Raw genomic sequence first — 23,911 nt, 5'->3', positions numbered from 1 at the left:
ACGATTCAACCTAAGGATTCGTTAGTAAGGTAGTTGTAGAATATCTTAATATTGTTATTTTTGTCCGATCCCTCAAAATTCTCTAAAAACAATGAGTATAAAAAAGAATCTAATTGTCTCAGCAATTTTGCTCTCTTCAATAGTATGGGGACAGGAAGAGTCTGCTATATTGCTTACTATTAATGAGGAACCAGTATATGCTCAGGAGTTTAAAAGTATTTATTTAAAGAATAAAAGTGTTACTCCAGATTCGGATACACTTACGGTTGATCAATATTTAGAATTATTCACCCATTATAAATTAAAAATAAAAGAAGCGCAGCGACTTGGGCTCGATAAGAAAAAATCATATCTAGCAGAGTTAACGGGTTATGAGAAACAATTGCGATCAAATTTCATGTCGGATACCGCAGTAACTTTACCAATGCTCAAGGAAGCTTATGAGCGCTATCGTTATCGAATTAAAGCAAAACACATCTTACGTACTATGGATGCTTCTAGTACGCCAAGTGATACATTAAAAGTATATAAGCATTTAATGAGTTTGCGGGATTCTATTAATAACGGAGCAGATTTTGAAGCCATTGCAATTGAAAATAGTGAAGATCCATCAGTAAAAGTAAACTTTGGCGATTTGGGATGGTTTTCTGTTTTTTCAATGGTTTACCCTTTTGAAACCGCTGCGTATACAACACCTTTAGGAGCTGTTTCCATGCCTTTTCGCACTTCCTTTGGCTATCATATAGTACAACCTATAGCAAAAGAAGAAGTGTCAGGTTACATTACCGTAAGTGATATTCTTATAAAAGAAACTCCCGATCGAACAGAAAAACAAGCCCAAAAGCAAATAGAGATCCTTTATAAACAATATAAAAATGGTGTTTCTTTTGAAACGTTATTCAATGCCTACAGTGAAAATAATCAAGCTAAAATTTTAAATGGTATTACAAAACCTTTTAAAAAAGGAGGAACAAATTCTGAGATCTTTGAAAACATTGCTTTTAGTTTGGATACGGTTGGGGCGGTTTCCAAACCTTTTAAAACAAATAAAGGGTGGCATATCATCAAAGTAATTGATAAGCAACCGATAGAGTCTTTTGAGAAAATTAAATCTAAGTTGAGATCTCAAATTAAAAAGGATGATCGTTCTAAAATGGAAGTAGATTCTTTTAGTGAAAAGTTACTTAAAAAGTACAATATATCTATAGATGAGCAACATATCATTTTTTTTGATTCCATAACAGCTACGACCGCTATTCAAGATATTACACTTAGCAAAAAACAAGCATATACAGAAGTATTTGTCATAGGCACAAAAAAAATTTTGTATCGAGATTTTATCAATTTTTTAAAAAATGTTGGTGTCGGGCGTCAAAAAGGGAAAGACTTTATAAAAAAACAATTTCGCGCATTTCAGAAAAATGAAGCCCTAGTTTATTACTCTAATAATTTAGAATCAGAGAACTCAGAATACGCTGCAGTTTTAAATGAATATCGTAACGGCTTATTGTTATTCGATTTGATGGAGTCCAAAATTTGGGATAAAGCACAAAATGATACAGTGGGTTTAAAAGCTTTTTATTTGCAACATACTGATCAATACCAACAAGACAAAAGATATAGAGTTATTAAAGCTTCATCTGTTGATAAGAGTATTTTGCAAACTATTAAAAATCAATTACATAGAGGAATACCTTTGAAACAAATAAATGAAAAAGTAAATACGAATGATATAGTACCTGTGATTTTTGATGAAATAGTGCAAACAGCCAAGGCACTACCATTTAAAATAGATCAGATGCAATCAGTAGGGAATTATACTATTACGGAGGAAAAAAACTATTTCACATTGTTGTTTATAAAGGAACAGATTCCTTCAAGAACACTTTCATTAGAAGAAATAAAGGGTATAGTGGTCAATGACTATCAAACTTATCTCGAAAAACAATGGTTAAATAGTCTTCAAAAAAGATATGACGTTAAAATTAACTCAACAACACTACGTAAACTTAAAATTGAACTAGAGAATTAATGCGCTACATATATATAATATTCATTTTTATTTTTTTCAGTTCTTGTGAAAATTTTAAAAAACAGTTACGGCAAAATACGGTGGCTAGAGTCAATAATTCATATTTATATGAAGAAGATATTCAAGGATTGGTTCCAGAAGGTGTAAGTAAAGAAGATAGCATCAGTCTAGTTAATAATTTTATCAATCGATGGGCTAAAAAACAGTTGTTTATTAACAAAGCAGAATTAAATCTAACCAAAAAAGAGCAAAAAACATTTGAAGAACTTGTTGAGGATTACCGCAGTTCATTATACATCAATGCCTATAAAAGTGCAGTAGTTAACAAAGCTATTGATGTTGAGGTTTCAGATTTAGAAGTAAATAATTACTATACAACAAATATTGATAATTTTAATCTCAATAATGATATAGTACAATTACGTTACTTACATTTGCCCACAACATATAACGAGATTGTTGCAACGCAACGTAAAATTGAACGTTATAATGAAGACGATAAGCAAGATTTGCTAGAAGATAAGATAGATTTTATAGCGTATTCTTTTAATGATTCTGTTTGGGTAACAAAGGATAGAGTCATTAATTTACTACCAATTCTTAAAGAAAATAATAGGGAGAAGCTTATAAAAGATGGTAAATTTGTGCAGATTAGAGATACGTCAGGAATTTATATGATCAAAATAGTTAAGCTGTTAGAAGCGGGAACAAAAGCTCCCATAGAGTTTATAACACCGACGATACGACAGATTATTTTAAACCGACGAAAACTCGAATTGACAAAAAAATTAGAAAAGGACATTATAAAAGATGCGATTAAAGACAAACAATTTGAACTATATAATTAAAACAGCACTATGCAGTGCATTATTTTCATTGACTACGGCCATAACGAGCAATGCCCAAGAGATCATTGAAGACGAAGTAATTGAGAAGCCGATTAAAGATACCATACAACCTGCCATAGCTGCTTCTGTAGATTCTGTACAACCATTTCAACGAATTAAGATCGATGGAGTAGCCGCTGTAATTGGCCAACATGTTATTTTGGATAGTGATGTTAATATAGCATATCAACAATTAATTAGTGAAGGTGTTTCTGCAGCAAACGTAAGTCAGTGTCAACTAGCAGGGAGCCTTTTTGAGAGCAAACTATATGCGCACCATGCAGTACAGGACAGTATACTAGTACCAGAAGCAGAGGTTAATAGTATGGTAGATCAACAGTTAGATTACATGACTAGAGAACTAGGGTCTGTAGAGAAAGTACTTAAATTCTATAAAAAGGATGATGTAAGTGAATTTAGGAAGGAATTATTCGAGATAAATAAATCCAACAAATTAGCAGAAAAAATGCGATCAAAAATTATCGCAGATATTGATGTTACGCCAGAAGAAGTACGAGAGTTTTTTGATGAGATCCCAGTAGATGAACGTCCGCTTTTTGGTACCGAAGTCGAGTTAGCTCAAATAATTATAGAGCCTAAGGTTCCAGACTCCGAAGAGCAAAAAGTAATCGATCGACTCAATCAGTTTAGAGAAGATATAGTAGAGAATGGAAGTAGTTTTGCTACCAAAGCAGTGTTGTACTCTCAAGATCCTGGTTCAAAATCTACTGGAGGAAAGTATACCCTTAATCGTCAAACACCTTTTGCAAAAGAATTTAAAGACGTAGCTTTTAGTGCTCAAGAAGGAGAGGTCAGTGAGCCATTTAAAACAGATTTTGGATGGCATTTACTCAAAGTAGATAAAATTAGAGGAGAAGAAATTGATGTTCGTCACATCCTATTAATTCCCGATGTTACTAGAGAAACGGTAGAGACTGCCAAAAAATTGGTAGATTCTATACGTGCAGAATTAGTAGCCGGAACCATAAAATTTAAGGACGCAGCACGTCAATTTAGTGATGAAAAAGAAACGCGTGAGGACGGCGGACAATTAATTAATCCAACTACGGGAGATACACGATTTGAATTAACCAAAGTCGATCCTATCTTATATGACCAAGTTTCAAAATTGAAAACAAATGAGATTTCTCTAGTAATTCCTGATCAAGATCGTCAAGGAAGAAAGAAATTTAAATTAATTACCGTACTCAACCGATACGACGAACATATAGCAGAGTATGCTAATGATTATCTTAAGATACAAGAATTAGCTTTAAAGAAAAAACAAATTGATGCCATTCGAGATTGGCAAGATGAAAAAATAATGGATACCTATATCAAAATTAATGGTGAATATAGAAATTGCGAGTATAGTGGTAATTGGTTAAAGAACGAATAACAAGTAACATATGTCTGATGTATCTGCGGTAGAAAAATTGGTTGTAAAGCACAAAGCGCTTAAACAAGAAATAGGGAAAATAATCATTGGTCAAGAAAAAGTAATTGATCAAATATTGATCGCTGTATTTTCTGGAGGTCATGCTTTATTAGTAGGAGTCCCTGGTTTAGCAAAAACCTTAATGGTAAACACCATAGCAAAAGCATTAGGTTTAGATTTTAAAAGAATTCAATTTACGCCAGATTTAATGCCAAGCGATATTTTGGGTAGTGAAATATTAGATGAAACTAGGCAATTCAAATTTCTCAAAGGCCCTATTTTTTCTAACATTATTCTTGCAGATGAGATTAATAGAACTCCGCCAAAAACTCAAGCTGCTCTTCTAGAAGCTATGCAAGAACGTTCGGTTACCGTGGCTGGACAAAACTATAAATTAGCTCTACCTTATTTTGTGTTAGCCACTCAAAACCCTATAGAGCAAGAGGGAACCTATCCTTTGCCAGAGGCGCAACTAGATCGATTTATGTTTTCGATCGAGCTCCAATATCCAAGTTTTGAGGAAGAGGTAGAGGTTGTTAAAAGTACTACAGGCAACAGTAATAAGCAGATTAATTCATTATTTACAGCTACAGAGATTGTTGAATTTCAAGAATTAGTAAGACGTATCCCAGTAGCAGATAACGTGGTAGAATATGCTGTACGTATGGTTGGAGCTACACGGCCAAAAGGTGAATTAGCATCCGATTTAGTTAAACAATATATTGATTGGGGAGCTGGGCCTAGAGCATCACAGAATTTAATTTTGGCAGCCAAAACTCATGCAGCTGTGCAAGGTAAATTTTCTCCTGATATTGAAGATGTCAAATCAGTTGCTTTTGGAATTTTGCGTCATCGTATGATTAAAAACTACAAAGCTGAAGCTGAAGGTGTTTCAATTGAATCCATTATTCAAAGCCTATTCTAAAGTATTTCTTTATATTATTTAAACCTTTCAAACTTCTTTCAGTCTAATTATTAAAACTAAAACTTTAATATTATGAAGAAAGAAATGAAACAAATAGTACTGGTAGCGATTATGTGTGTTTTTGCAATCAGTGGTGCCATTGCACAAAAGGAAAAGAATACTGAGCATCGTGGAAAGCATAAAGAATACAGAAAAGAGTTTTTAGCTTCTCTAGATCAAAATCAAAAAGAGTCATGGGATGCAATTAAAGAATCTAAAAAAGCTCATAAAAATGCTTTGAGAGAATCCTTTACCGATGAACAACGTGCTACCCTTAAAGCAAAAAAAGAAGCAAGGAAAGAAGCACGAAAAGATGCAAAGAAGGGGTATACAAAGAATAGAAAGGAAAGAATGCAAAATTTCTATACAGAAGACCAAAAAGAAATGATTGAAGAGTTTAGGAAAAAGCAAGAGCTGTTAAAGTCAATTTTTAAAGAGTCTTTGACAGAAACACAAGTAGCGCTTTATGATAAACTTCATTCAAAAGATAAGAAGAGAAAAAAACAGTAGATTGCTATCTAGATCAAAAGGAAAAAGGAGGAATGTTATATTTTCTCCTTTTTCCTTTTTATAAACTTTGTAAGTAAGTAACAATAACGTTTTCGTAAATTATTGTCAATTTATGACTTGTATATAGGTTCATTTTTATTAATTTATTAGATTTTTTATTCGAATTTTATCGATTTCAATAATTCAACAATGATATTTTTTTAAATATGTAAAAACAAAGGAAAGTGGCTATACATTAAATAATATCCTTTAAAATTTGTATTTTCGCAAGACTTTTCAACACTAAAAAATTGTAATATATGGCATTTGATATCGATATGATAAAAAAGGTATATGACCAAGTGGCAGAGCGCGTAACAGCAGCTCGTGAAGTTACTGGTAAACCTTTGACCTTGGCAGAGAAAATTTTATATTCTCATTTATGGGATGGCAATGCAGCAACTGCATTTACCAGAGGTAAGGATTATGTAGATTTTGCTCCCGATCGTATTGCTTGTCAAGATGCTACAGCACAGATGGCGTTGCTTCAATTTATGCAAGCAGGAAAGGGTAAAGTAGCTGTGCCTACAACTGTGCACTGTGATCACCTTATCCAGGCCAAAGTCGGTGCAGATACAGATTTAAAATCAGCTTTAAACAGTAGTAGTGAAGTTTTTAATTTCTTAGAATCTGTATCCAATAAATATGGAATTGGATTCTGGAAACCTGGTGCGGGAATTATTCATCAAGTTGTTTTAGAAAATTATGCATTTCCTGGAGGAATGATGATTGGTACAGATTCTCATACAGTAAATGCCGGTGGGTTAGGAATGGTTGCAATTGGTGTTGGTGGAGCAGATGCGGTTGATGTTATGGCAGGAATGCCTTGGGAGTTAAAATTCCCAAAGCTAATAGGTGTTAAACTAACAGGAAAGCTTAGTGGCTGGACAGCTCCAAAAGACGTTATTTTAAAAGTAGCCGAAATTCTTACTGTAAAAGGTGGAACTGGTGCTATTGTAGAATATTTTGGACCTGGTGCTACTGCTATGTCTTGTACAGGTAAAGGAACGATTTGTAATATGGGTGCCGAGATTGGTGCTACTACATCTACATTTGGCTATGACGAGTCTATGGAGCGTTATTTGCGTGCGACAGATCGTGCTGATGTAGCTGATGCAGCTAATGCTGTTAAAGAACATCTTACTGGAGATGCAGAGGTATATGCAAATCCAGAAGATTATTTTGATCAAGTGATAGAAATTAATCTATCTGAATTAGGACCCTTGTTAAATGGACCTTTTACTCCGGATTTATCCACAACAGTTGGTAGTGAAATGACTGAGAAGGCAAAAGCCAATGACTGGCCTTTAAAAGTGGAATGGGGATTGATCGGTTCGTGTACAAATTCGTCTTATGAAGATTTATCCAGAGCATCTTCAATTGCACAGCAGGCAATTGATAAAGGGTTAAAAATGAAAGCAGAACTAGGGATCAATCCCGGGTCAGAGCAAGTGAGGTTTACAGCAGAAAGAGACGGCTTACTCGATATTTTTGAAAAATTGGATGCAAAAATTTTCACTAATGCCTGCGGGCCATGTATCGGTCAATGGGCGAGATATAGTGATCCCAAAAATGCACCCAAAAACAGTATAGTTCATTCTTTTAACAGAAACTTTGCTAAACGTGCAGATGGTAATCCTAATACACATGCATTCGTAGCATCTCCAGAGTTGACTGCTGCAATAGCAGTTGCTGGACGTTTGGATTTCAATCCTTTAAAGGATTCTTTGATAAACGAAGATGGTCAAGAAGTGATGTTTGATGAGCCAACAGGATGGGAATTACCACCAAAAGGTTTTGAAGTAGAAGATGCTGGATATTTAGCACCCCTAGAGGATGGTTCTGGAGTCGCTGTAAAAGTAGATCCTAATTCTGAACGTATTGAATTATTAACTCCTTTTGAGCCGTGGGATGGAAAGAATATAACAGGTGCCAAATTGCTTATTAAAGCTTTTGGTAAATGTACTACAGATCACATATCTATGGCAGGGCCTTGGTTGCGTTATAGAGGTCACCTCGATAATATCTCAAATAATTGTTTGATAGGAGCTGTAAATGCTTATAATAAAAAGACAAATTTTGTAAAAAATCAATTAAATTCAGAGTACGGTGGTGTGCCAGATACTCAACGTGAATATAAAGCAGCAGGTATCCCTACAATTGTAGTGGGTGATCATAACTATGGTGAAGGATCTTCTAGAGAGCATGCTGCTATGGAGCCTAGACATCTTGGAGTAAGAGCGGTTATTGTTAAATCTTTTGCCCGTATACATGAGACAAACCTGAAAAAGCAAGGAATGCTAGGTTTGACATTTGCTAATGAGAGTGATTATGATTTAATACAGGAAGATGATACCTTTAACTTTTTGGACTTAGATCAATTTGCACCAGAAAAACAGCTTATCTTAGAAATCGTACACGCTGATGGTTCAAAAGATGAGATCAAATTGAATCATACATATAATGCTCCGCAAATAGAATGGTTTAAAGAAGGATCTGCTCTTAATTTAATTAAAAAGCAAAATAAAGGTTAACGGTTAGACCAATTGTTAATAGCCTTTCAAACACCCTCAAATGCATTTGCTTTTGAGGGTGTTTATTTTTAATGAGACTATTCGCTCTATTTGAGAAGAATCCTAGATTTTTAATTAGGCTATTTGTGCGGAGACACCTATTTTTATAGATATATCGATTTACTACTTACCATGAAAATTAATAAGAAGAACCTTTCGAATTTGTTATTCGTACTAGTACTTGTTTTATTTTTAATTCCATATACCCGGGGATTGCTTCAGATATATTTGACAAGATTTTTTTCTTTTAGTCCTTCAGTTATTGAACAAAAGGATCAAGAACATGTTATATCGTATGATTGGGTTTTGGAAGGAGTAAATACGGATAATTTAGACTTTAATACATGTAATGGGAAAGTTGTTATTGTAAATTTTTGGGCTACATGGTGTCCTCCCTGTATAGCAGAAATGCCTTCTTTGCAAAATTTATATATAAGTTATAAAGATAGAGTTACGTTTTTATTTGTTACGAATGAAGAGGATGCAGTATTGGATAAATTTATGAGATCAAAAGGATATGATTTTCCTATTTATAGAAGTACTACATCATTACCAGTACCTTTGGATGCATCATCATTGCCTACTACATATCTTATAGATAGAGATGGGAGTATTATGATTAATAAAACGGGTGCAGCTGATTGGAATACGAAGCAGGTGAGAAAGCTACTTGATGATTTAATTCTTAAATAAATGACAAAGCAAATTACCACGGTTACCTTTTTTAAGTATCAAGGTATTTACAATAAAGTATGGGCAGTATCATCAATGTTATTTATGCACATTAGGTTGCGTACTGTACATGGACAATCATTTTATAAGCTTTTGGGTAGTGGTAAGTCTCAGTTTAATCCATATCCAGATTGGAGTGTTTACGCTTTATTACAAGTGTGGAATAGTGAGCACGATGCAAATGAATATTTGGCAAAGTCTAAAAGTTTTACAAGTTTCAAGAAACATACAAGTTATCAATACACTGTTTTTTTAAAGAATATAAAATCAAAAGGCACATGGGCCGCAAAAACACCTTTTACTACTTCAAATAGTATTGATACTGATGTAGAAAAAATTGCAGTTATTACAAGAGCCACAATAAAGATAAACAAGCTAATTTTATTTTGGAAAACCGTACCAAGTTCACAACAGGGTTTGGTAAGGAATGATGCGCTTTTGTTCTCAAAAGGTATTGGTGAAGCTCCCATTTTTCAGATGGCAACCTTTAGTATATGGGAAAATGAAAAATCGTTAAATGAGTTTGCCTATAAGAGTTCGGGTCATGTAAATGCTATTAAAAAAACGAAAAGAATTGATTGGTATAAGGAGGAACTTTTTGCACGATTTCAGCCATATAAAACGGAAGGAAATTGGTTGTATAAACCGTTATAAAACCAAGTGCTTATTTTGATTTGAAATATTTAAACGGTACAATTAGCATCCCAAAACATTCTCCTTTATTCTTTCCGATATTTTTATGATGCATTTTATGAGCACGTCTTACACCCTTAGCATACCAATGGTTGCTGTTTCTAAAAATTTTAAAGCGTTGGTGAATAAAGATGTCATGAACCGTAAAATAAGCTATTCCATAAGCTAAAATTCCAAAGCCTACAGGTTTTCCTATCCAAAACGTAATTGGGTCATGTAGCATAATAAAAGTCATGCTTATAATAGCATAGAAAACAAAAAACAAATCATTTCTTTCCCACCAACTCTTATGCTTTTTGTGATGATGATCTTTGTGCAATACCCATAAAAATCCATGCATTACAAATTTATGAGTAAACCAAGCCATAAATTCCATAATCAAAAAAGTACCAAAAAATATGAGAAGCCATATTAAAATTTGCATAGCGTAATATTAAATAATTTTTAATCTATAATCAAGATAAGACTTTGCTAACAAGCCAACTTTTTGATAGTTTGAAACCCGTATTCTTTTGTTTTTTATTTCTAGAGATGGAGTTTTTTTTAATTTCTGTAATAATTTTTTATAGTAAATAAAAGCAGTGTATACGCCAAACTTGGCTTCGATAGGAAGTTTTAAAATTCCTTCAAGACCTAGGTTAAAATCATTTTCTATATCCGTAATAATTTTGAGTTTAGAATTCTCATCCAACCGATTTAAATCCATATCAGGAAAATAACTTCTATTTAAACCCTCATGATCTGCCTTCAAATCTCTTAAAAAGTTAACCTTTTGAAAAGCAGAGCCTAAATGCATTGCATTTCTTTTAAGTGCATTATACGAGATTGTGTCACCCTTCACAAAAACTTTTAAACACATTAAACCAACTACATCTGCCGATCCATAGATGTATTCTTTTAATTCTTGAGCGGTTAAGTAATTATTTTTATGTAAATCTAGGCGCATACTTTTCATAAATGCCTCATAAAGCTCTGTTGGGATAGCATATCGATGCACTGTTTCTTGAAAAGCATTGAGAATGGGGTTGAGACTTATCTTTTTATCGATTGCCTCATACAGCTGTCTCTCAAAATCATCGAATAGATATGTCTTGTCGTAGGCATGAAAAGTATCTACAATTTCGTCGGCAAAACGTACAAAACCATAAATATTATATATATCCTGACGAATGGTATCAGAGAGCATTTTGGAAGCCAAGGAAAAGGAAGTGCTATACGAATTGGTTACCAATTTACTACAGCCATACGATACATTATCAAATATTTGTTTCATCGATTAGTAAGGTTTTATTACTTTTAGAATTAAGAGCATTATTGAAATCTCTGTTTTATTATTTAGTATTAGTATTATCTGATAATGAAAATTTTTGGATCAATCCAGCTACTAATTTACCAGAAATTAAGGCTGGTGGTACACCTGGCCCTGGTACGGTTAATTGTCCTGTGAAAAATAATCCCCGAACCTTTTTACTTTTTAATTTTGGTCTTAAAAATGCTGTTTGTAGGAGCGTGTTGGCCAATCCATAAGCGTTTCCTTTGTAAGAGTTATACTGTTGTTCAAAATCTTTGACACAGAAACTCTCTTTAAAGATAATATGTTTTTTTACAGATTGATTGGTTATTTTTTCAAATCGACTAATTATTTTAAGAAAATATTCTTCACGTATCTCTGAAGTATCCACAATACCTGGAGCTATAGGTATTAGAAAAAAACCATTTTCACAATTATCTGGTGCGGTATCTGGATCAGTTATCGAAGTAAAATTAGCGTAGAATAAAGGTTTATCTGGCCATTTTGGACTGTCATAGATTTCACGAGCATGCGTATCAAAATCAGTGTCAAAAAAAAGGTTGTGATGGTTGACATGTTGTAATTTTTTATCAAAACCTACGTAAAATAATAAGGATGAGGGAGCGAAAATTTTCTTTTCCCAATAGCTTTCAGAGTATTGACGATACTCTATATCCAAAAGTGTTTCAGTATGATGGTAATCTGCTCCAGATAGCACGATATCTGAAGAAATAAACTCAGAATTTGATATAATTCCTTTGCATACACCTTTTTCTACAACAATTTTGTCAACGCTAGTATTAGTTGTTATCTGTACTCCCAATGATTTGGCCAATTGTGCCATGCCTTCTATTACCGCGAACATACCTCCTTTAGGCTGCCAAGTCCCTAATCCGAAATCTGCGTAGTTCATAAAATTATAAAATGACGGAGTATTACTAGGTTTAGCTCCTAAAAATAATACTGGAAATTCTAATATTTTGACTAATCGCTCATTTGTGAATTCTTTTCGAACATCCTTGGCAATAGTGCTAAAAAATTGACCAATACGAAGAATAGTTTCTGATGTTATGAGCTCCAGAGGGGATACACCTGGTCGGTATACTAGATTATTAATTGCAATTGCATAATTATCTTTGGCAGTTTTTATAAACTTTGCTAGTCTTTTTGAGCTTCCAGGTTCCTCCTTTTCAAAAGCATCATAAATTTTATCTAAGGTGTCACCAATACTAATACTATCTTGTTTTCCGAAGTATACACGATACGCAGGATCTAGTTTTTTGAGCGAATAAAAATCAGAAACACTTTTATTAAAATCTTTAAAGAAACTCTCAAATACATCTGGCATCCAGTACCAAGATGGTCCCATATCAAAGGTGAATCCATCCTTTTTCAATTGTCGGGCTCTACCGCCGATGTTTTTATTTTTTTCTAAAATCGTAACTTCATATCCCGACGAAGCGAGGTAGCAAGCCGCAGATAATGAAGAAAAGCCAGAACCTATAATATGAACTTTTTTTGACATACGATTATAATTGAGTTACTAGTTCTTGAATAGATTCAAAATAGCGATGTGTCGAAGAATTTCGATTTGTTATATGTTGAATTTGTTTGCCTAACATCCAAAACTCTCTTTTTTCGTCTGAATTAATTAGAGTGTCAAACTCTTCAATATATTCCTGTATAGCATCTTTTTCGGGTTGAACGGTAAAATAAGATACAAAGGTTACATCTGGATGTATAGTAATTAAATGTTTTAGATCATCCAGTGGGATACTAGCGCCCAAATAAATAGTTCGGTATCCGTGAGAAAGGAGTTCATAATTTACATATAAAAGGCCTAAGTCATGAATTTCATTTTGCGGTAAAAAAAGAACAAAAGTTTGTTGCTTAGATGTTCTTTTTGTGTGATGCAGCTCTTCTATGAAAATATTTAATTTTTGTTTAATCAAATGCGTGATAAAATGCTCATGTGCAGGAGTAATCGTTCCTGTTTGCCATAAAAAACCAATCTCGGTAAGAAACGGGATAAAAATCTCATTGAAAATAGATCTAAACGTTCGTTTTTCTTTAAGCTCATTAAACGTCGTATGAAAAAGAGTTACGTCAAAATTTAGCATAGCAATTTTAAAAGCATTGATACCTTTGCTTTTTGTGCTATTCTCTGTTACTATGCGCCTCGCATACTCATCAATCTCATTTTTTTGAAGCTTCGATATACGAGATATTTTATAACCACTATTAACTAAGTACGTAACGTTAAGGAGTTTTTGTAGATTGGTTAAATTATATGTGCGTATATTGGTCTCAGTCCGTTCTGGATTTAAAAGATTATATCTTTTCTCCCAAATTCTAATGGTGTGTGCTTTAACACCACAAAGATTCTCTAAATCTTTAATGCTGAAATTTTGTTTTATGTTGTTCACTTTTTCAATATAATCGTTAAACAAACTTAACTAAAAGAATGAAAACTTTTACATAGAGGTTGTTAAATAAAAAATAAAATAAAAAAATAGAATAGATTGAAATGTGAGATTTTGGTACAGAGTAGTACCATTTTTGCGATGTATTTGCAATAGAGTGCCCAGGATGGGAGTCGAACCCACACGCCCTAAAGGACACATGGCCCTCAACCATGCCTGTCTACCAATTCCAGCACCTGGGCAAAATAGATGCTTTACAAAGCTAATAAAAAAAGTATCGCAACTGCGATACTTTTTTTATTAGCTTACCTACCTAAAAAGTAATATAAGGTACTTTTTAACAAGTGACCGGGCTGGGGCTCGAACCCAGGACCCTCTCCTTAAAAGGGAGATGCTCTACCAACTGAGCTACCAGGTCATTAAAATTAAGCTTCGATTTTTAAGAACAACTAAACAAATTTTACAATGTTCAAAAAAAAGTGACCGAGCTGGGGCTCGAACCCAGGACCCTCTCCTTAAAAGGGAGATGCTCTACCAACTGAGCTACTCGGTCATACACTCTTAATCCTCGAATGCGGGTGCAAATATACTATCATTAATTTATTTTTCAAGGAGAAATTGATATAAATTTGTAAATAATTAAATTTCCTTGGTTTTAGGGAGATTGGATGTACACAAAAAACGGATATGAATATAGTATTACTTGGTTACATGGGTAGTGGTAAGTCTCTGATTGGTAAAAAACTATCAAAAAACATTGGTTTCGATTTTTTGGATCTAGATACCTATATTGAGAAACAAGAAAAAAAATCAATTTCTTTAATTTTTTCTGAAAAAGGAGAGGTGTATTTTAGAAAAAAGGAAACTTTCTATCTAAAAGAGCTTTTAAAATCAACTAAAAATAGTGTAATTGCTCTAGGTGGCGGGACTCCATGCTTTGGTGATAATATGCAAAGCATTCTAAACGATGATGCACATAAAAGTGTTTATTTACAGACCTCGTTGGATGTACTTACAGATCGTTTATTTAACCAACGTAACAAACGCCCTATGATTTCTCATATTAAAAGTAAAGTACTCTTACATGATTTTATACGAAAACATTTGTTTGAACGCTCATTTTACTATAATCAATCATTATATAAAATTCAAACAGATCATAAAACCGTCGATCAAATTATAGATGAAATTAAAACCTTATTCTAAGGTGGCTATATCTTGTGTTCCAAATGTGACTGTAACATGCTCATTTAATGAAGTGGATAATGATATACCTTTATAGTCGGCTTTTACTGGATATTTTTTATGATTTCTGTTGACAAGAACTGCTGTTTTAAAACGAAGTAAAGGAACTTCTAAAAAATGTTTTATACCATAAATTAATGTAGTTCCAGAGTTAAGAACATCATCGATCAACACAAGCGATTTATTTTGGTATGTAGCGGCTGCCAACGAGGTGCTAATAGGTTGTTGTGGATTTTTTTTATCGATGATAACTTTACACAGCGTTATTTGAATAGAAGAAATATTTTTTAATACGGAAGCTATGCGTTCTGCAAATATATATCCATTGTCTGCGATACCCGCTATAATAATCTCGCTTTCATTTACATTTGACTCATAGATTTGATAAGCGATACGTCTAACTTTATGCTGAATTTGTTTATGAGTTAAAATCGTGTTTTTAACCTTGTCCATAGTTGTTGTGAATTATTAAAATAGATTATTGCTTACTTTTTTGGATGAAAGTTTTGTTTCTCAAAGATAAAAAACAGTTCGTTTCCTGCTCGTTGGGGTATCGAATTGTAACATGGTTCCAATATTTTTATTCTGAATCCTTTTGAAAATAAATCAAGATACTCCTGTTTATCACCTCCAAAAGGTGGTCCATCACCAGTAAACTTTGAAGCAAAGAGTACACCTATTAGCTTACCATCGATAGCTAGTAGTTCATTCATTTTTTGACAATATGAGTTACGTAATGTACTATCTAGAGCGCAAAAGAAAGTTTGTTCTATAATTAGGTCAAACTGATCTTTTAGTTCAAAAAAATCCATGGTATACAAATGATCGGTTGAGAATTGTGGGACCCTTTGTTTAAAACGGGTAATAGCCGTTGTAGCATAATCCAGAATATAAACATTAGAAAATCCATTTTTTATTAGATATTCTGCTTCGTAAGAATTTCCACATCCTGGAATCAGTATTCTTAAATCCTTACGAGTTAACTGATCAAAATAAGTTGTGAGTGGAGGTGATGCAAAGCCAATATCCCATCCGGTCTGGTTGTTGTCGTAGCGGTCGTCCCAGTATGTTGCAGTTAGTTTCACTCTTCTTCATCTTTTTTATCCAATGCATTGGTAGGTTCGTCAAACCAATCATCGATAGTACGCCGATCTTTTTTGGTAGGCCTACCACTTCCTTTTTTACGATAATAATCCTTTGTATATTTTAAAAGATCCATTTTTTGTAACGTTTCAGCAGGGGTGACGTCTTTACGATACATATCGACAAGCTTAGCGCCAAGTCGACTTTTTGGAGTATCCAATACGATGAGTTCATAGGTGATTTGATTTTTTCTAACGGTAATTTTATCACTAGGATACACTTCTCTGGATGGTTTAATCGAGTCTCCATTAACTTTGACTTTTCCGTCTTTACAAGCTTTTGTAGCAATACTCCTTGTTTTGAAATATCGAATACACCATAAATATTTGTCAACTCTCATAAAATTGAGATATAATGCGTTTTAATTATAATAAATCTTTAAACAAAAGTACAAGAAAATTGTATCTTGCACCACCAAAACAAAGAACATATGAGTATTACAAAATATGCGATACTAGTAGGAGTTATATTGCTTGCTTTACATGCCTGTAAAAAAGATGATGATGGAGAAGAAATTATTCCGCCGAGAGATCGTGCTGAGCAACAAATTGCAGAAGCTGCTATATTGAAATCTTATTTGGAAACACACTTTTTTGACACCGTTCCTAATCCTGCTAATCCTGATTACAATATTGTAATGTTTGATACCATTGCTGGAGACAATAAGGATCGTCAGCCTATTATTGAATCAAATCTTTTGCAAACTAAAGTTGTTAAAAATGAGGATGTAGATTATACGTTATATCTTTTAAATTTTAATAAAGGAGCAGAAAATAAAAATAACCCCACTTTTGCCGATTCAACACTAATTACTTATAGGGGAGAATTGTTATATGATTTGTCACCAGATGATAATAATTTGAATAATGGTAAAATATTTGATAGTTCAGTCACTCCAGTTTGGTTGGATTTGGTTACCGTTGTCCCAGGGTTTAGGCAAGGACTTATGGAATTCTCTGGAGCCTCCGAGGGTTTAGAGAATGCTGACGGAACTATTGATTTTTCTAATGATTTTGGGAATTTTGTTTTGTTTATGCCTTCTGGTCTTGGATATTTTAATTCAGGTTCAGCTAGTATTCCCGCATATTCTCCACTAATATTTTCTATCCAATTGTATGTAGTTAATGAGTCTGATCATGATGGAGATGGAATTCCATCGTATTTGGAAGATTTGGATATGGATCAATTAGTTTTGGATAATGACGATAATACTGATGGAGATTCTTTTGCTAATTATGCAGATAGAGATGATGATGGCGATGGTACTTTAACAAAGGATGAAATCACAAGTATTGATATTAATGGTGATGGTTTTATAAGAGGTAAGGAAGAGCTAATTTTTTATGATGACGATGGTGATGGTATCAAAAATCATTTGGACGCCGATGATAGAGATGTAAAAAATTAAGTTTTAAAATTAAAGTATTCAAAGTTTTTAAATCGAATTTCGAGATGGGTTTATCTTTTTAGAGCTAAACCCATTTTTTGTACACTTAAATGTTATTCACTATTATTATTATTAGACGTATTCAGTTTTATATGTATACTTTATCTAGGGTGTTCTTTAAAATACTATAGAGATATGTGGATTTAACTTAGAAAGGAACTACTAGGTAAAATACAAAGCCTCCTGAATTATTTATCCAGAAGGCTTTATTAATTTAGGAATATAAATTTTATTTACGTCCGATAGCTTTTTTGGCAGCTGTAACTATAGCTGCTGCATTTAGACCGTATTTTTCCATTAATTGTTCAGGAGTTCCACTCTCTCCAAAGGTATCTTTGGTTGCAACAAATTCTTGTGGAGTAGGATGTTTTTCAGAAAGTACTCGAGCAACACTTTCTCCAAGACCTCCTAAGACGTTGTGCTCCTCTGCTGTTACAATACAACCTGTCTTTGCTACAGAATTTAAAATTGCAACATCGTCTAATGGTTTTATCGTATGAATATTGATAACATCGGCAGTTATTCCTTCTTGAAAAAGTAGTTCAGCTGCCTGTAGTGCCTCCCAGACTAAGTGTCCTGTGGCAACGATAGTAACATTATCTCCGGTTTGAAGCTGTACAGCTTTTCCGATTTCAAAAGTTTGGTCATCTGGTGTAAAATTAGCAACTTTTGGTCGACCAAATCTTAAATAAACGGGTCCATCATGCTCTGCAATCGCAAGTGTTGCAGCCTTTGTTTGATTGTAATCACATGTATTAATTACAGTCATGCCAGGTAACATTTTCATAAGACCAATGTCTTCCAAAATTTGATGTGTTGCACCATCTTCACCCAACGTAAGTCCAGCATGAGATGCACAAATTTTCACATTTTTATTACTGTAAGCAATTGATTGACGTATTTGATCATAGACTCTACCTGTTGAAAAGTTAGCAAATGTTCCTGTAAACGGTATTTTGCCTCCGATAGTTAGACCAGCAGCAATACCCATCATATTTGCTTCAGCAATCCCGATTTGAAAAAAACGGTCAGGATTATTAGCAATAAATGCATCCATCTTAAGAGATCCAATTAAATCAGCGCATAGAGCAACTACATTTTCGTTGGATTTACCAAGCATTTCTAACCCGGCACCAAAACCTGAACGTGTGTCTTTTTTACCGGTATCTATATATTTTTTCATGTTAGTTTTATTCAGCATATCAACATGTACAGTTGATACATAAATTTGTTATTAATAATCTCCTAAAGTCTCTGGATTTTGAGCAAGCCCTGTAGCTAATTGCTCGTCATTTGGAGCTTTACCGTGCCAAGCATGGGTATGCATCATAAAATCCACACCATTACCCATGACGGTATGAAGTAAAACACAAATTGGTTTACCCTTACCTGTTCTACTTTTTGCTTCTTTAAGCCCATCTATAACCGCAGTTATCGAGTTCCCTTCTTTAATATCCATTACTTCCCATCCAAAAGCTTCAAATTTGGCTCTTAAATCGCCCATTGGTAAAACGCTGTCGGTAGCTCCATCAATTTGTTGACCATTCAAATCAATGGTCGAGATGAGATTATCTACTTTATTACCTGCAGCATACATAGCTGCTTCCCAAATTTGACCTTCTTGCAATTCACCATCGCCATGAAGACTATAAATGAGTTTGTTGTCATTATTAAGTTTTTTGGCTAGTGCGGCACCTATTGCAACAGACATGCCTTGTCCTAAGGATCCAGAAGCAATTCGAACACCAGGTAATCCCTCGTGAGTAGTGGGGTGCCCCTGTAGTCTACTATTGATAAGTCTAAAGGTATTAAGTTCATCTACTGGAAAATACCCGCTTCGTGCAAGCACACTATAAAATACAGGTGAAATATGACCGTTTGAGAGAAAAAATAAATCCTCTCCAATTCCGTCCATTTCAAAACCATCTTTACGATCAAGAATTTCTTGATACAGGGCTACAAAAAATTCAGCGCACCCTAAGGATCCTCCTGGGTGTCCTGAGTTTACTTTGTGCACTTGGCGCAGGATATCTCTGCGTACTTGAGTTACAAAATCTTCTAATTGTTGTGTTTTTGGCATTATGCTGCTTGTTATCTTAATAATGAAAGGTCAAAAATAGTGGATTTGTAGTGTGTGGCAAAATGTCTAAGCAGCTTTTAATTAAGATATTCTTGTTAATAACAATCTGTTAGAAAAGTAGTGGCTATTTTTATGTAGTCTTAAACTTTATATAGTGTGATAGGTATTTAATGGTTATACTTATCTTTGCCGACGACGAAAAACAAATTATGCAATTCGAACTTTTATCAAAAGATGCGCAAAGCAGCGCTAGAGCAGGTACGGTAACGACAGATCATGGTGTGATAGAAACCCCAATATTTATGCCAGTTGGAACGGTGGGAACTGTAAAAGGTGTGCACCAAAGAGAGCTAAAAAATGATATTAATCCTGATATTATTTTGGGCAACACGTATCATTTGTACCTAAGGCCACAAATTAAAATTTTGGAACAGGCAGGGGGACTTCATAAATTTATGAATTGGGATCGAAATATCTTAACAGATAGTGGTGGTTATCAAGTGTATTCACTTTCTGCAAATCGAAAAATCAAGGAAGAAGGTGTAAAATTTAAATCTCATATTGATGGTTCTCTTCATTTTTTTAGCCCAGAAAGTGTGATGGAGGTTCAACGATCTATAGGCGCAGATATTATTATGGCATTTGATGAATGTACACCATACCCTTGTGACTATGGTTATGCAAAGCGTAGTATGCATATGACACATCGATGGTTAGATCGATGTATCAATCATTTAAAAAAGGTGCCTACCAAATATGGATACGATCAAACACTTTTTCCCATAGTGCAAGGTAGTACTTACAAAGATTTACGAATGCAGTCGGCAGAGTATATCGCTAATGCCGATGCAAAAGGTAATGCTATTGGCGGACTATCTGTAGGAGAACCTGCCGAGGAGATGTATGCAATGACCGAGATAGTAACCAATATTCTTCCCGAAGAGAAACCTCGTTATTTAATGGGTGTTGGGACTCCTATAAACATACTAGAAAATATCGCTTTGGGTGTGGATATGTTTGATTGCGTAATGCCCACTAGAAATGCGCGCAACGGTATGTTGTTTACCGCTCATGGAACAATTAATATTAAAAATAAAAAATGGGAAGATGATTTCTCACCTATCGATGATATGGCAATAACTTTTGTCGATACCGAGTATTCAAAGGCATATCTTAAACATTTGTTTACAGTAAACGAGTTGTTAGGTAAACAAATTGCTACTATCCATAATTTAGGATTCTATATGTGGTTGGTTCGTGAAGCAAGAAGACATATATTAGCAGGGGATTTTAAACCATGGAAAGAGCAAATGGTAAAACAAATGGATAAAAGATTATAAGTGAAAATACTAGATTGGTATATATTAAAACGCTATTTAGGCACTTTTTTCACAATGATTCTATTGTTTATTCCAATAGGTATTATTGTAGATTTATCAGAGAAAATTGATAATATGCTTGAGCATAGTGTACCTTTGGATGCTATCATTGCGTATTATTTGGATTTCACGATATATTTTGCAAACCTTTTATTTCCATTATTCGTCTTTCTATCTGTTATTTGGTTTACCTCTAAGCTAGCTAATAATACCGAAATTATAGCAATTCTAAGTTCAGGCGTTTCTTTTTGGAGATTTTTACGTCCATATATGATTGGTGCCATAATAATTTGTATAGGCGCCTTGGCTATGGGGTTATTTCTCGCGCCAAATGCAAGTCAGGGATTTAATGAATTTAAATATTCATACTTAAAAAAGAATAAAAAAGTCCAAGAAACTAGTAATGTGTATCGTCAAATTAACGATAGCGTATTTTTATATGCCAATGATTTCAGACCTTTGGATAGATCCGCTACTAATTTCACGTTGGAATATTTTGATGGAAATAAATTAAAAATTAAAATTTCAGCTCGTAAAATAACCTATAACGTAACAGATAGTATTTATGAACTTCGCGATTTTGTCAAAAGAGAAGTTGAAGAGGATCGTGATGTTATAGAAAAATTACCGATAAAAGATACTGTCTTACCTTTTAATATTGACGAATTTACTCCCGTAACGTATGTGGCAGAAACGCTGAATTATTTGGAGTTGAGAGAATTTATTGAAAAAGAGAGTAAACGGGGTTCATCGGATATAAATCGTTATAAGGTAGTTGCTTATAAACGATGGAGTATACCCATTTCGGCTTTTATTTTGACTGTTATTGGTGTAGCGGTTTCGTCGATGAAACGTCGCGGAGGTATGGGAGTTAATCTAGCTGTTGGTATTTCACTAGCTTTTATCTTTATTTTTATAGATAAAGTTTTGGGTACCATGGCAAATCAATCTGATTTTCCGCCATTGGTTGCGGTTTGGTTTCCAAACGTATCTTTTGGTTTATTAGCAATTTATCTTTTATATAATGCCAAACGTTAAGCTTCAAAATTATCTGCATTTGCACCTCATTGTATTTGTCTGGGGCTTTACGGCGGTTTTGGGTGAGTTAATTTCGATTGAAGCATTACCGTTAGTATGGTATAGAATGTTACTTGCCTCGGGGTTTATTTTAATTTTTATTTATTTTAGTAAAATTAGATTAAAAGTATCCAAAAAATTATTACTTATTTTAATAGCAGCTGGTTGCGTGATTGCAATGCATTGGGTGACATTTTTTGCTGCAATCAAAGTTTCTAATGTTTCAATTACGTTAGCATTATTATCAACAGGTGCTTTTTTTACCTCATTACTAGAACCTATTTTTTATAAGAGAAAAATAATTTGGTATGAGTTACTGTTTGGTTTGTTAGTAATAATAGGTCTTTATATCATTTTTAATGTCGAAGGAGATTATTTTTTGGGAATAGTATATGCACTATCCTCGGCATTTTTATCAGCAGTTTTTTCATTAATTAATGGTAAAATTGCGCAAAAATATGATCCATCGGTTATATCTTTCTATGAATTATTGAGTGGAGTAGGGATTATTACAGTATATTTATTAGGGTTAACTATATACAGTAAAGGGGACGCTGGATTTACGTTACAATTTTTTACATTATCGTATTCAGATTGGATGTATATGCTTTTATTATCTTCGATATGTACGGCATATGCATTTATAGGTTCGGTAAAAGTGATGCAATATTTGAGCCCCTATACAGTCATGTTAACTATAAATATGGAGCCTGTTTATGGTATTTTTTTGGCCTACTTAGTTTTTGGAGACGCAGAGCAGATGAGTCCCTCATTTTACTATGGTGCGATTATAATTATAAGCACAGTAATTCTAAATGGAATTTTTAAAAATTTCAAAAAAAATAAAAAGACAAAGGTCATCATATAACTTTCCCAAGTAAAGTTTTATATTTGTCCGCTAACCTAAGTAAATAAAAAATATATTCTTATTATGGAATATTTAGATTTTGAACTTCCTATTAAAGAGCTGGAAGAACAGTTTAACAAAGCTTGTGCAATAGGCCAGGAGAGTGACGTTGATGTTACTACTACCTGTAAACAGATCGAAAAAAAATTGAACGAGACTAAAAAAGATATATATAAAAATCTTACAGCTTGGCAGCGTGTTCAACTTTCGAGACATCCTTCAAGACCTTATACACTTGATTATATAAAAGCAATTTGTGGAGATACGTTTGTAGAATTACATGGAGATCGCAATGTAAAGGATGATAAAGCTATGATCGGTGGCTTGGGTAAGGTCGGTGAGCAAACCTTTATGTTTGTTGGTCAGCAAAAAGGATACAATACCAAGACTAGACAGTATCGTAATTTTGGGATGGCAAATCCTGAAGGATATCGCAAAGCGCTTCGCCTGATGAAAAGTGCAGAAAAATTTAATATACCTGTGGTATGTTTTGTTGATACGCCAGGAGCCTATCCAGGCTTAGAGGCCGAAGAACGTGGTCAAGGAGAAGCTATTGCACGTAATATTTTGGAAATGACACGTCTCAAAGTTCCAATTTCTGTAATTATAATTGGAGAAGGAGCTAGTGGAGGTGCATTAGGTATTGGTGTTGGAGATAAGGTGATGATGTTAGAAAATACTTGGTACTCTGTGATCTCGCCAGAGTCGTGTTCTTCAATTCTTTGGCGTAGCTGGGAGTATAAAGAACAAGCGGCAGATGCTCTCAAATTGACGGCTATTGACATGAAAAAACAAAAGTTAATCGACGAGATTATTAAAGAACCTCTAGGAGGAGCACATAGTAATCGTGAAAAGATGTTTGAAACGGTTCAAGAAAAAATATATAGCTCTTATTTAGAATTCAAAAACTTATCACCAGAAGAATTAGTGAAAAAGCGTATGGATAAATATGCAAACATGGGAGTCTTCAAAGGATAAGTCCTAAAAAATCACTTACTAACTAAATCTGAAGTTTGTAACTTCAGATTTTTTTATGCTTATTAACAATAAA

Annotated in this window: 23 protein-coding genes and 3 tRNA genes; 14 read left to right on the top strand and 12 right to left on the bottom strand. The window is 33.8% G+C overall.

Translation table 11 applies throughout. From position 1 onward, the window contains the following. Positions 1 to 91 precede the first annotated feature (91 nt). From ACE939_RS09320 to ACE939_RS09285, 8 genes are all read left to right on the top strand, one after another. Positions 92 to 2,032 carry a peptidylprolyl isomerase gene (locus tag ACE939_RS09320; RefSeq protein ID WP_378185148.1) on the top strand — a complete coding sequence of 647 codons (1,941 nt, stop codon included), beginning with the start codon at positions 92 to 94 and terminating at the stop codon, positions 2,030 to 2,032. A gap of 80 nt (positions 2,033 to 2,112) precedes the next feature. Then, on the top strand, positions 2,113 to 2,880 hold the full coding sequence (locus tag ACE939_RS09315) for a peptidyl-prolyl cis-trans isomerase (protein WP_378185146.1): 768 nt from the start codon (positions 2,113 to 2,115) through the stop codon (positions 2,878 to 2,880). After that, a complete protein-coding gene (locus ACE939_RS09310; RefSeq protein WP_378185144.1) occupies positions 2,843 to 4,318 on the top strand; it encodes a peptidylprolyl isomerase in 1,476 nt (491 codons plus the stop codon). Before ACE939_RS09315 ends, ACE939_RS09310 begins: the two co-directional genes overlap by 38 nt. A 10-nt stretch (positions 4,319 to 4,328) precedes the next feature. Continuing rightward, the gene (locus ACE939_RS09305; RefSeq protein ID WP_378185142.1) at positions 4,329 to 5,282 is read left to right on the top strand and encodes an AAA family ATPase; all 954 of its coding nucleotides are present in this window, start codon (positions 4,329 to 4,331) and stop codon (positions 5,280 to 5,282) included. 72 nt (positions 5,283 to 5,354) lie between these two features. Then, positions 5,355 to 5,831: a hypothetical protein gene (locus ACE939_RS09300; protein ID WP_378185140.1), complete on the top strand. Its 477-nt coding sequence runs from the start codon at positions 5,355 to 5,357 to the stop codon at positions 5,829 to 5,831. A gap of 299 nt (positions 5,832 to 6,130) precedes the next feature. Continuing rightward, entirely contained in the window at positions 6,131 to 8,404 is a 2,274-nt protein-coding gene (locus ACE939_RS09295; RefSeq protein WP_378185138.1) for an aconitate hydratase, read from the top strand. A gap of 171 nt (positions 8,405 to 8,575) precedes the next feature. After that, positions 8,576 to 9,136: a TlpA family protein disulfide reductase gene (locus ACE939_RS09290; protein WP_378185136.1), complete on the top strand. Its 561-nt coding sequence runs from the start codon at positions 8,576 to 8,578 to the stop codon at positions 9,134 to 9,136. After that, a complete protein-coding gene (locus ACE939_RS09285; RefSeq protein WP_378185134.1) occupies positions 9,137 to 9,829 on the top strand; it encodes a DUF3291 domain-containing protein in 693 nt (230 codons plus the stop codon). It abuts the gene before it with no gap. Positions 9,830 to 9,839: 10 nt separating this feature from the next. Here the strand turns inward: ACE939_RS09285 and ACE939_RS09280 are convergent, their stop codons facing one another. From ACE939_RS09280 to ACE939_RS09250, 7 genes are all read right to left on the bottom strand, one after another. Next, positions 9,840 to 10,292: a beta-carotene hydroxylase gene (locus tag ACE939_RS09280; protein ID WP_378185132.1), complete on the bottom strand. Its 453-nt coding sequence runs from the start codon at positions 10,290 to 10,292 to the stop codon at positions 9,840 to 9,842. Positions 10,293 to 10,301: 9 nt separating this feature from the next. After that, positions 10,302 to 11,141 carry a phytoene/squalene synthase family protein gene (locus ACE939_RS09275; RefSeq protein ID WP_378185130.1) on the bottom strand — a complete coding sequence of 280 codons (840 nt, stop codon included), beginning with the start codon at positions 11,139 to 11,141 and terminating at the stop codon, positions 10,302 to 10,304. 58 nt (positions 11,142 to 11,199) lie between these two features. Then, positions 11,200 to 12,684: a phytoene desaturase family protein gene (locus ACE939_RS09270; RefSeq protein WP_378185128.1), complete on the bottom strand. Its 1,485-nt coding sequence runs from the start codon at positions 12,682 to 12,684 to the stop codon at positions 11,200 to 11,202. Positions 12,685 to 12,688: 4 nt separating this feature from the next. Further along, positions 12,689 to 13,585: a MerR family transcriptional regulator gene (locus ACE939_RS09265; RefSeq protein ID WP_378185126.1), complete on the bottom strand. Its 897-nt coding sequence runs from the start codon at positions 13,583 to 13,585 to the stop codon at positions 12,689 to 12,691. A 155-nt stretch (positions 13,586 to 13,740) separates the two neighbouring features. Then, positions 13,741 to 13,824, bottom strand: a tRNA-Leu gene (locus ACE939_RS09260). A 103-nt stretch (positions 13,825 to 13,927) separates the two neighbouring features. Next, positions 13,928 to 14,000: transfer RNA gene (locus tag ACE939_RS09255), tRNA-Lys, on the bottom strand. 62 nt (positions 14,001 to 14,062) lie between these two features. Next, positions 14,063 to 14,135 (bottom strand) — tRNA-Lys (locus ACE939_RS09250). Between the two features lie 134 nt (positions 14,136 to 14,269). Between ACE939_RS09250 and ACE939_RS09245 the strand changes: the two genes are divergently transcribed. Further along, entirely contained in the window at positions 14,270 to 14,788 is a 519-nt protein-coding gene (locus ACE939_RS09245) for a shikimate kinase (protein ID WP_378185124.1), read from the top strand. On the opposite strand, the gene ACE939_RS09240 is transcribed toward ACE939_RS09245, so the two are convergent. Genes ACE939_RS09240 through ACE939_RS09230 form a run of 3 tightly spaced genes read right to left on the bottom strand, consistent with a single transcriptional unit; the run spans position 14,780 to position 16,310 of the window. Next, positions 14,780 to 15,280: a phosphoribosyltransferase domain-containing protein gene (locus ACE939_RS09240; protein ID WP_378185122.1), complete on the bottom strand. Its 501-nt coding sequence runs from the start codon at positions 15,278 to 15,280 to the stop codon at positions 14,780 to 14,782. The two genes, ACE939_RS09245 and ACE939_RS09240, sit on opposite strands and share 9 nt — an antisense overlap. A 32-nt stretch (positions 15,281 to 15,312) precedes the next feature. Beyond that, positions 15,313 to 15,912 (bottom strand): methyltransferase domain-containing protein, encoded by a 600-nt coding sequence (locus ACE939_RS09235; protein ID WP_378185120.1) that lies wholly within the window; start codon positions 15,910 to 15,912, stop codon positions 15,313 to 15,315. Continuing rightward, a complete protein-coding gene (locus ACE939_RS09230) occupies positions 15,909 to 16,310 on the bottom strand; it encodes an RNA-binding S4 domain-containing protein (RefSeq protein WP_378185118.1) in 402 nt (133 codons plus the stop codon). The genes ACE939_RS09235 and ACE939_RS09230 overlap by 4 nt, the downstream gene beginning before the upstream one ends. A 90-nt stretch (positions 16,311 to 16,400) precedes the next feature. On the opposite strand from ACE939_RS09230, the gene ACE939_RS09225 reads away from it, so the two are divergent. Next, positions 16,401 to 17,378: an FKBP-type peptidyl-prolyl cis-trans isomerase gene (locus tag ACE939_RS09225; RefSeq protein ID WP_378185116.1), complete on the top strand. Its 978-nt coding sequence runs from the start codon at positions 16,401 to 16,403 to the stop codon at positions 17,376 to 17,378. A gap of 268 nt (positions 17,379 to 17,646) precedes the next feature. On the opposite strand, the gene ACE939_RS09220 is transcribed toward ACE939_RS09225, so the two are convergent. Then, a complete protein-coding gene (locus ACE939_RS09220; RefSeq protein WP_378185114.1) occupies positions 17,647 to 18,600 on the bottom strand; it encodes a transketolase family protein in 954 nt (317 codons plus the stop codon). A 51-nt stretch (positions 18,601 to 18,651) separates the two neighbouring features. Next, a complete protein-coding gene (locus ACE939_RS09215) occupies positions 18,652 to 19,497 on the bottom strand; it encodes a transketolase (RefSeq protein ID WP_378185112.1) in 846 nt (281 codons plus the stop codon). Between the two features lie 209 nt (positions 19,498 to 19,706). On the opposite strand from ACE939_RS09215, the gene tgt reads away from it, so the two are divergent. The 4 genes from tgt to ACE939_RS09195 all read left to right on the top strand — a co-directional run bounded on the left by tgt (position 19,707) and on the right by ACE939_RS09195 (position 23,838). Next, positions 19,707 to 20,837, top strand: coding sequence for a tRNA guanosine(34) transglycosylase Tgt (tgt, locus tag ACE939_RS09210; RefSeq protein WP_378185110.1), 1,131 nt, complete (start codon positions 19,707 to 19,709; stop codon positions 20,835 to 20,837). Next, complete coding sequence (locus ACE939_RS09205) at positions 20,838 to 21,914, top strand: LptF/LptG family permease (RefSeq protein ID WP_378185108.1); 1,077 nt, start codon at positions 20,838 to 20,840, stop codon at positions 21,912 to 21,914. Further along, positions 21,901 to 22,821 carry a DMT family transporter gene (locus ACE939_RS09200; RefSeq protein WP_378185106.1) on the top strand — a complete coding sequence of 307 codons (921 nt, stop codon included), beginning with the start codon at positions 21,901 to 21,903 and terminating at the stop codon, positions 22,819 to 22,821. The genes ACE939_RS09205 and ACE939_RS09200 overlap by 14 nt, the downstream gene beginning before the upstream one ends. A gap of 63 nt (positions 22,822 to 22,884) precedes the next feature. Beyond that, entirely contained in the window at positions 22,885 to 23,838 is a 954-nt protein-coding gene (locus ACE939_RS09195; protein WP_378185104.1) for an acetyl-CoA carboxylase carboxyltransferase subunit alpha, read from the top strand. Positions 23,839 to 23,911 lie beyond the last annotated feature (73 nt).

The organism is Aquimarina rhodophyticola, from assembly GCF_042434915.1.
Classification (GTDB): domain Bacteria; phylum Bacteroidota; class Bacteroidia; order Flavobacteriales; family Flavobacteriaceae; genus Aquimarina.
Note: the sequence above shows the minus strand (reverse complement) of the source record. Positions and strands in the feature narration are given on the sequence as shown.

Excerpts from the sequence above, each read along its gene's own strand:
- ACE939_RS09320 (WP_378185148.1), top strand. The coding sequence starts at position 92 with ATGAGTATAAAAAAGAATCTAATTGTCTCAGCAATTTTGCTCTCTTCA.
- ACE939_RS09310 (WP_378185144.1), top strand. The coding sequence starts at position 2,843 with ATGCGATTAAAGACAAACAATTTGAACTATATAATTAAAACAGCACTA.
- ACE939_RS09305 (WP_378185142.1), top strand. The coding sequence starts at position 4,329 with ATGTCTGATGTATCTGCGGTAGAAAAATTGGTTGTAAAGCACAAAGCG.
- ACE939_RS09300 (WP_378185140.1), top strand. The coding sequence starts at position 5,355 with ATGAAGAAAGAAATGAAACAAATAGTACTGGTAGCGATTATGTGTGTT.
- ACE939_RS09295 (WP_378185138.1), top strand. The coding sequence starts at position 6,131 with ATGGCATTTGATATCGATATGATAAAAAAGGTATATGACCAAGTGGCA.
- ACE939_RS09290 (WP_378185136.1), top strand. The coding sequence starts at position 8,576 with ATGAAAATTAATAAGAAGAACCTTTCGAATTTGTTATTCGTACTAGTA.
- ACE939_RS09285 (WP_378185134.1), top strand. The coding sequence starts at position 9,137 with ATGACAAAGCAAATTACCACGGTTACCTTTTTTAAGTATCAAGGTATT.
- ACE939_RS09280 (WP_378185132.1), bottom strand. The coding sequence starts at position 10,292 with ATGCAAATTTTAATATGGCTTCTCATATTTTTTGGTACTTTTTTGATT.
- ACE939_RS09275 (WP_378185130.1), bottom strand. The coding sequence starts at position 11,141 with ATGAAACAAATATTTGATAATGTATCGTATGGCTGTAGTAAATTGGTA.
- ACE939_RS09270 (WP_378185128.1), bottom strand. The coding sequence starts at position 12,684 with ATGTCAAAAAAAGTTCATATTATAGGTTCTGGCTTTTCTTCATTATCT.
- ACE939_RS09245 (WP_378185124.1), top strand. The coding sequence starts at position 14,270 with ATGAATATAGTATTACTTGGTTACATGGGTAGTGGTAAGTCTCTGATT.
- ACE939_RS09240 (WP_378185122.1), bottom strand. The coding sequence starts at position 15,280 with ATGGACAAGGTTAAAAACACGATTTTAACTCATAAACAAATTCAGCAT.
- ACE939_RS09230 (WP_378185118.1), bottom strand. The coding sequence starts at position 16,310 with ATGAGAGTTGACAAATATTTATGGTGTATTCGATATTTCAAAACAAGG.
- ACE939_RS09225 (WP_378185116.1), top strand. The coding sequence starts at position 16,401 with ATGAGTATTACAAAATATGCGATACTAGTAGGAGTTATATTGCTTGCT.
- ACE939_RS09220 (WP_378185114.1), bottom strand. The coding sequence starts at position 18,600 with ATGAAAAAATATATAGATACCGGTAAAAAAGACACACGTTCAGGTTTT.
- ACE939_RS09215 (WP_378185112.1), bottom strand. The coding sequence starts at position 19,497 with ATGCCAAAAACACAACAATTAGAAGATTTTGTAACTCAAGTACGCAGA.
- tgt (WP_378185110.1), top strand. The coding sequence starts at position 19,707 with ATGCAATTCGAACTTTTATCAAAAGATGCGCAAAGCAGCGCTAGAGCA.
- ACE939_RS09200 (WP_378185106.1), top strand. The coding sequence starts at position 21,901 with ATGCCAAACGTTAAGCTTCAAAATTATCTGCATTTGCACCTCATTGTA.
- ACE939_RS09195 (WP_378185104.1), top strand. The coding sequence starts at position 22,885 with ATGGAATATTTAGATTTTGAACTTCCTATTAAAGAGCTGGAAGAACAG.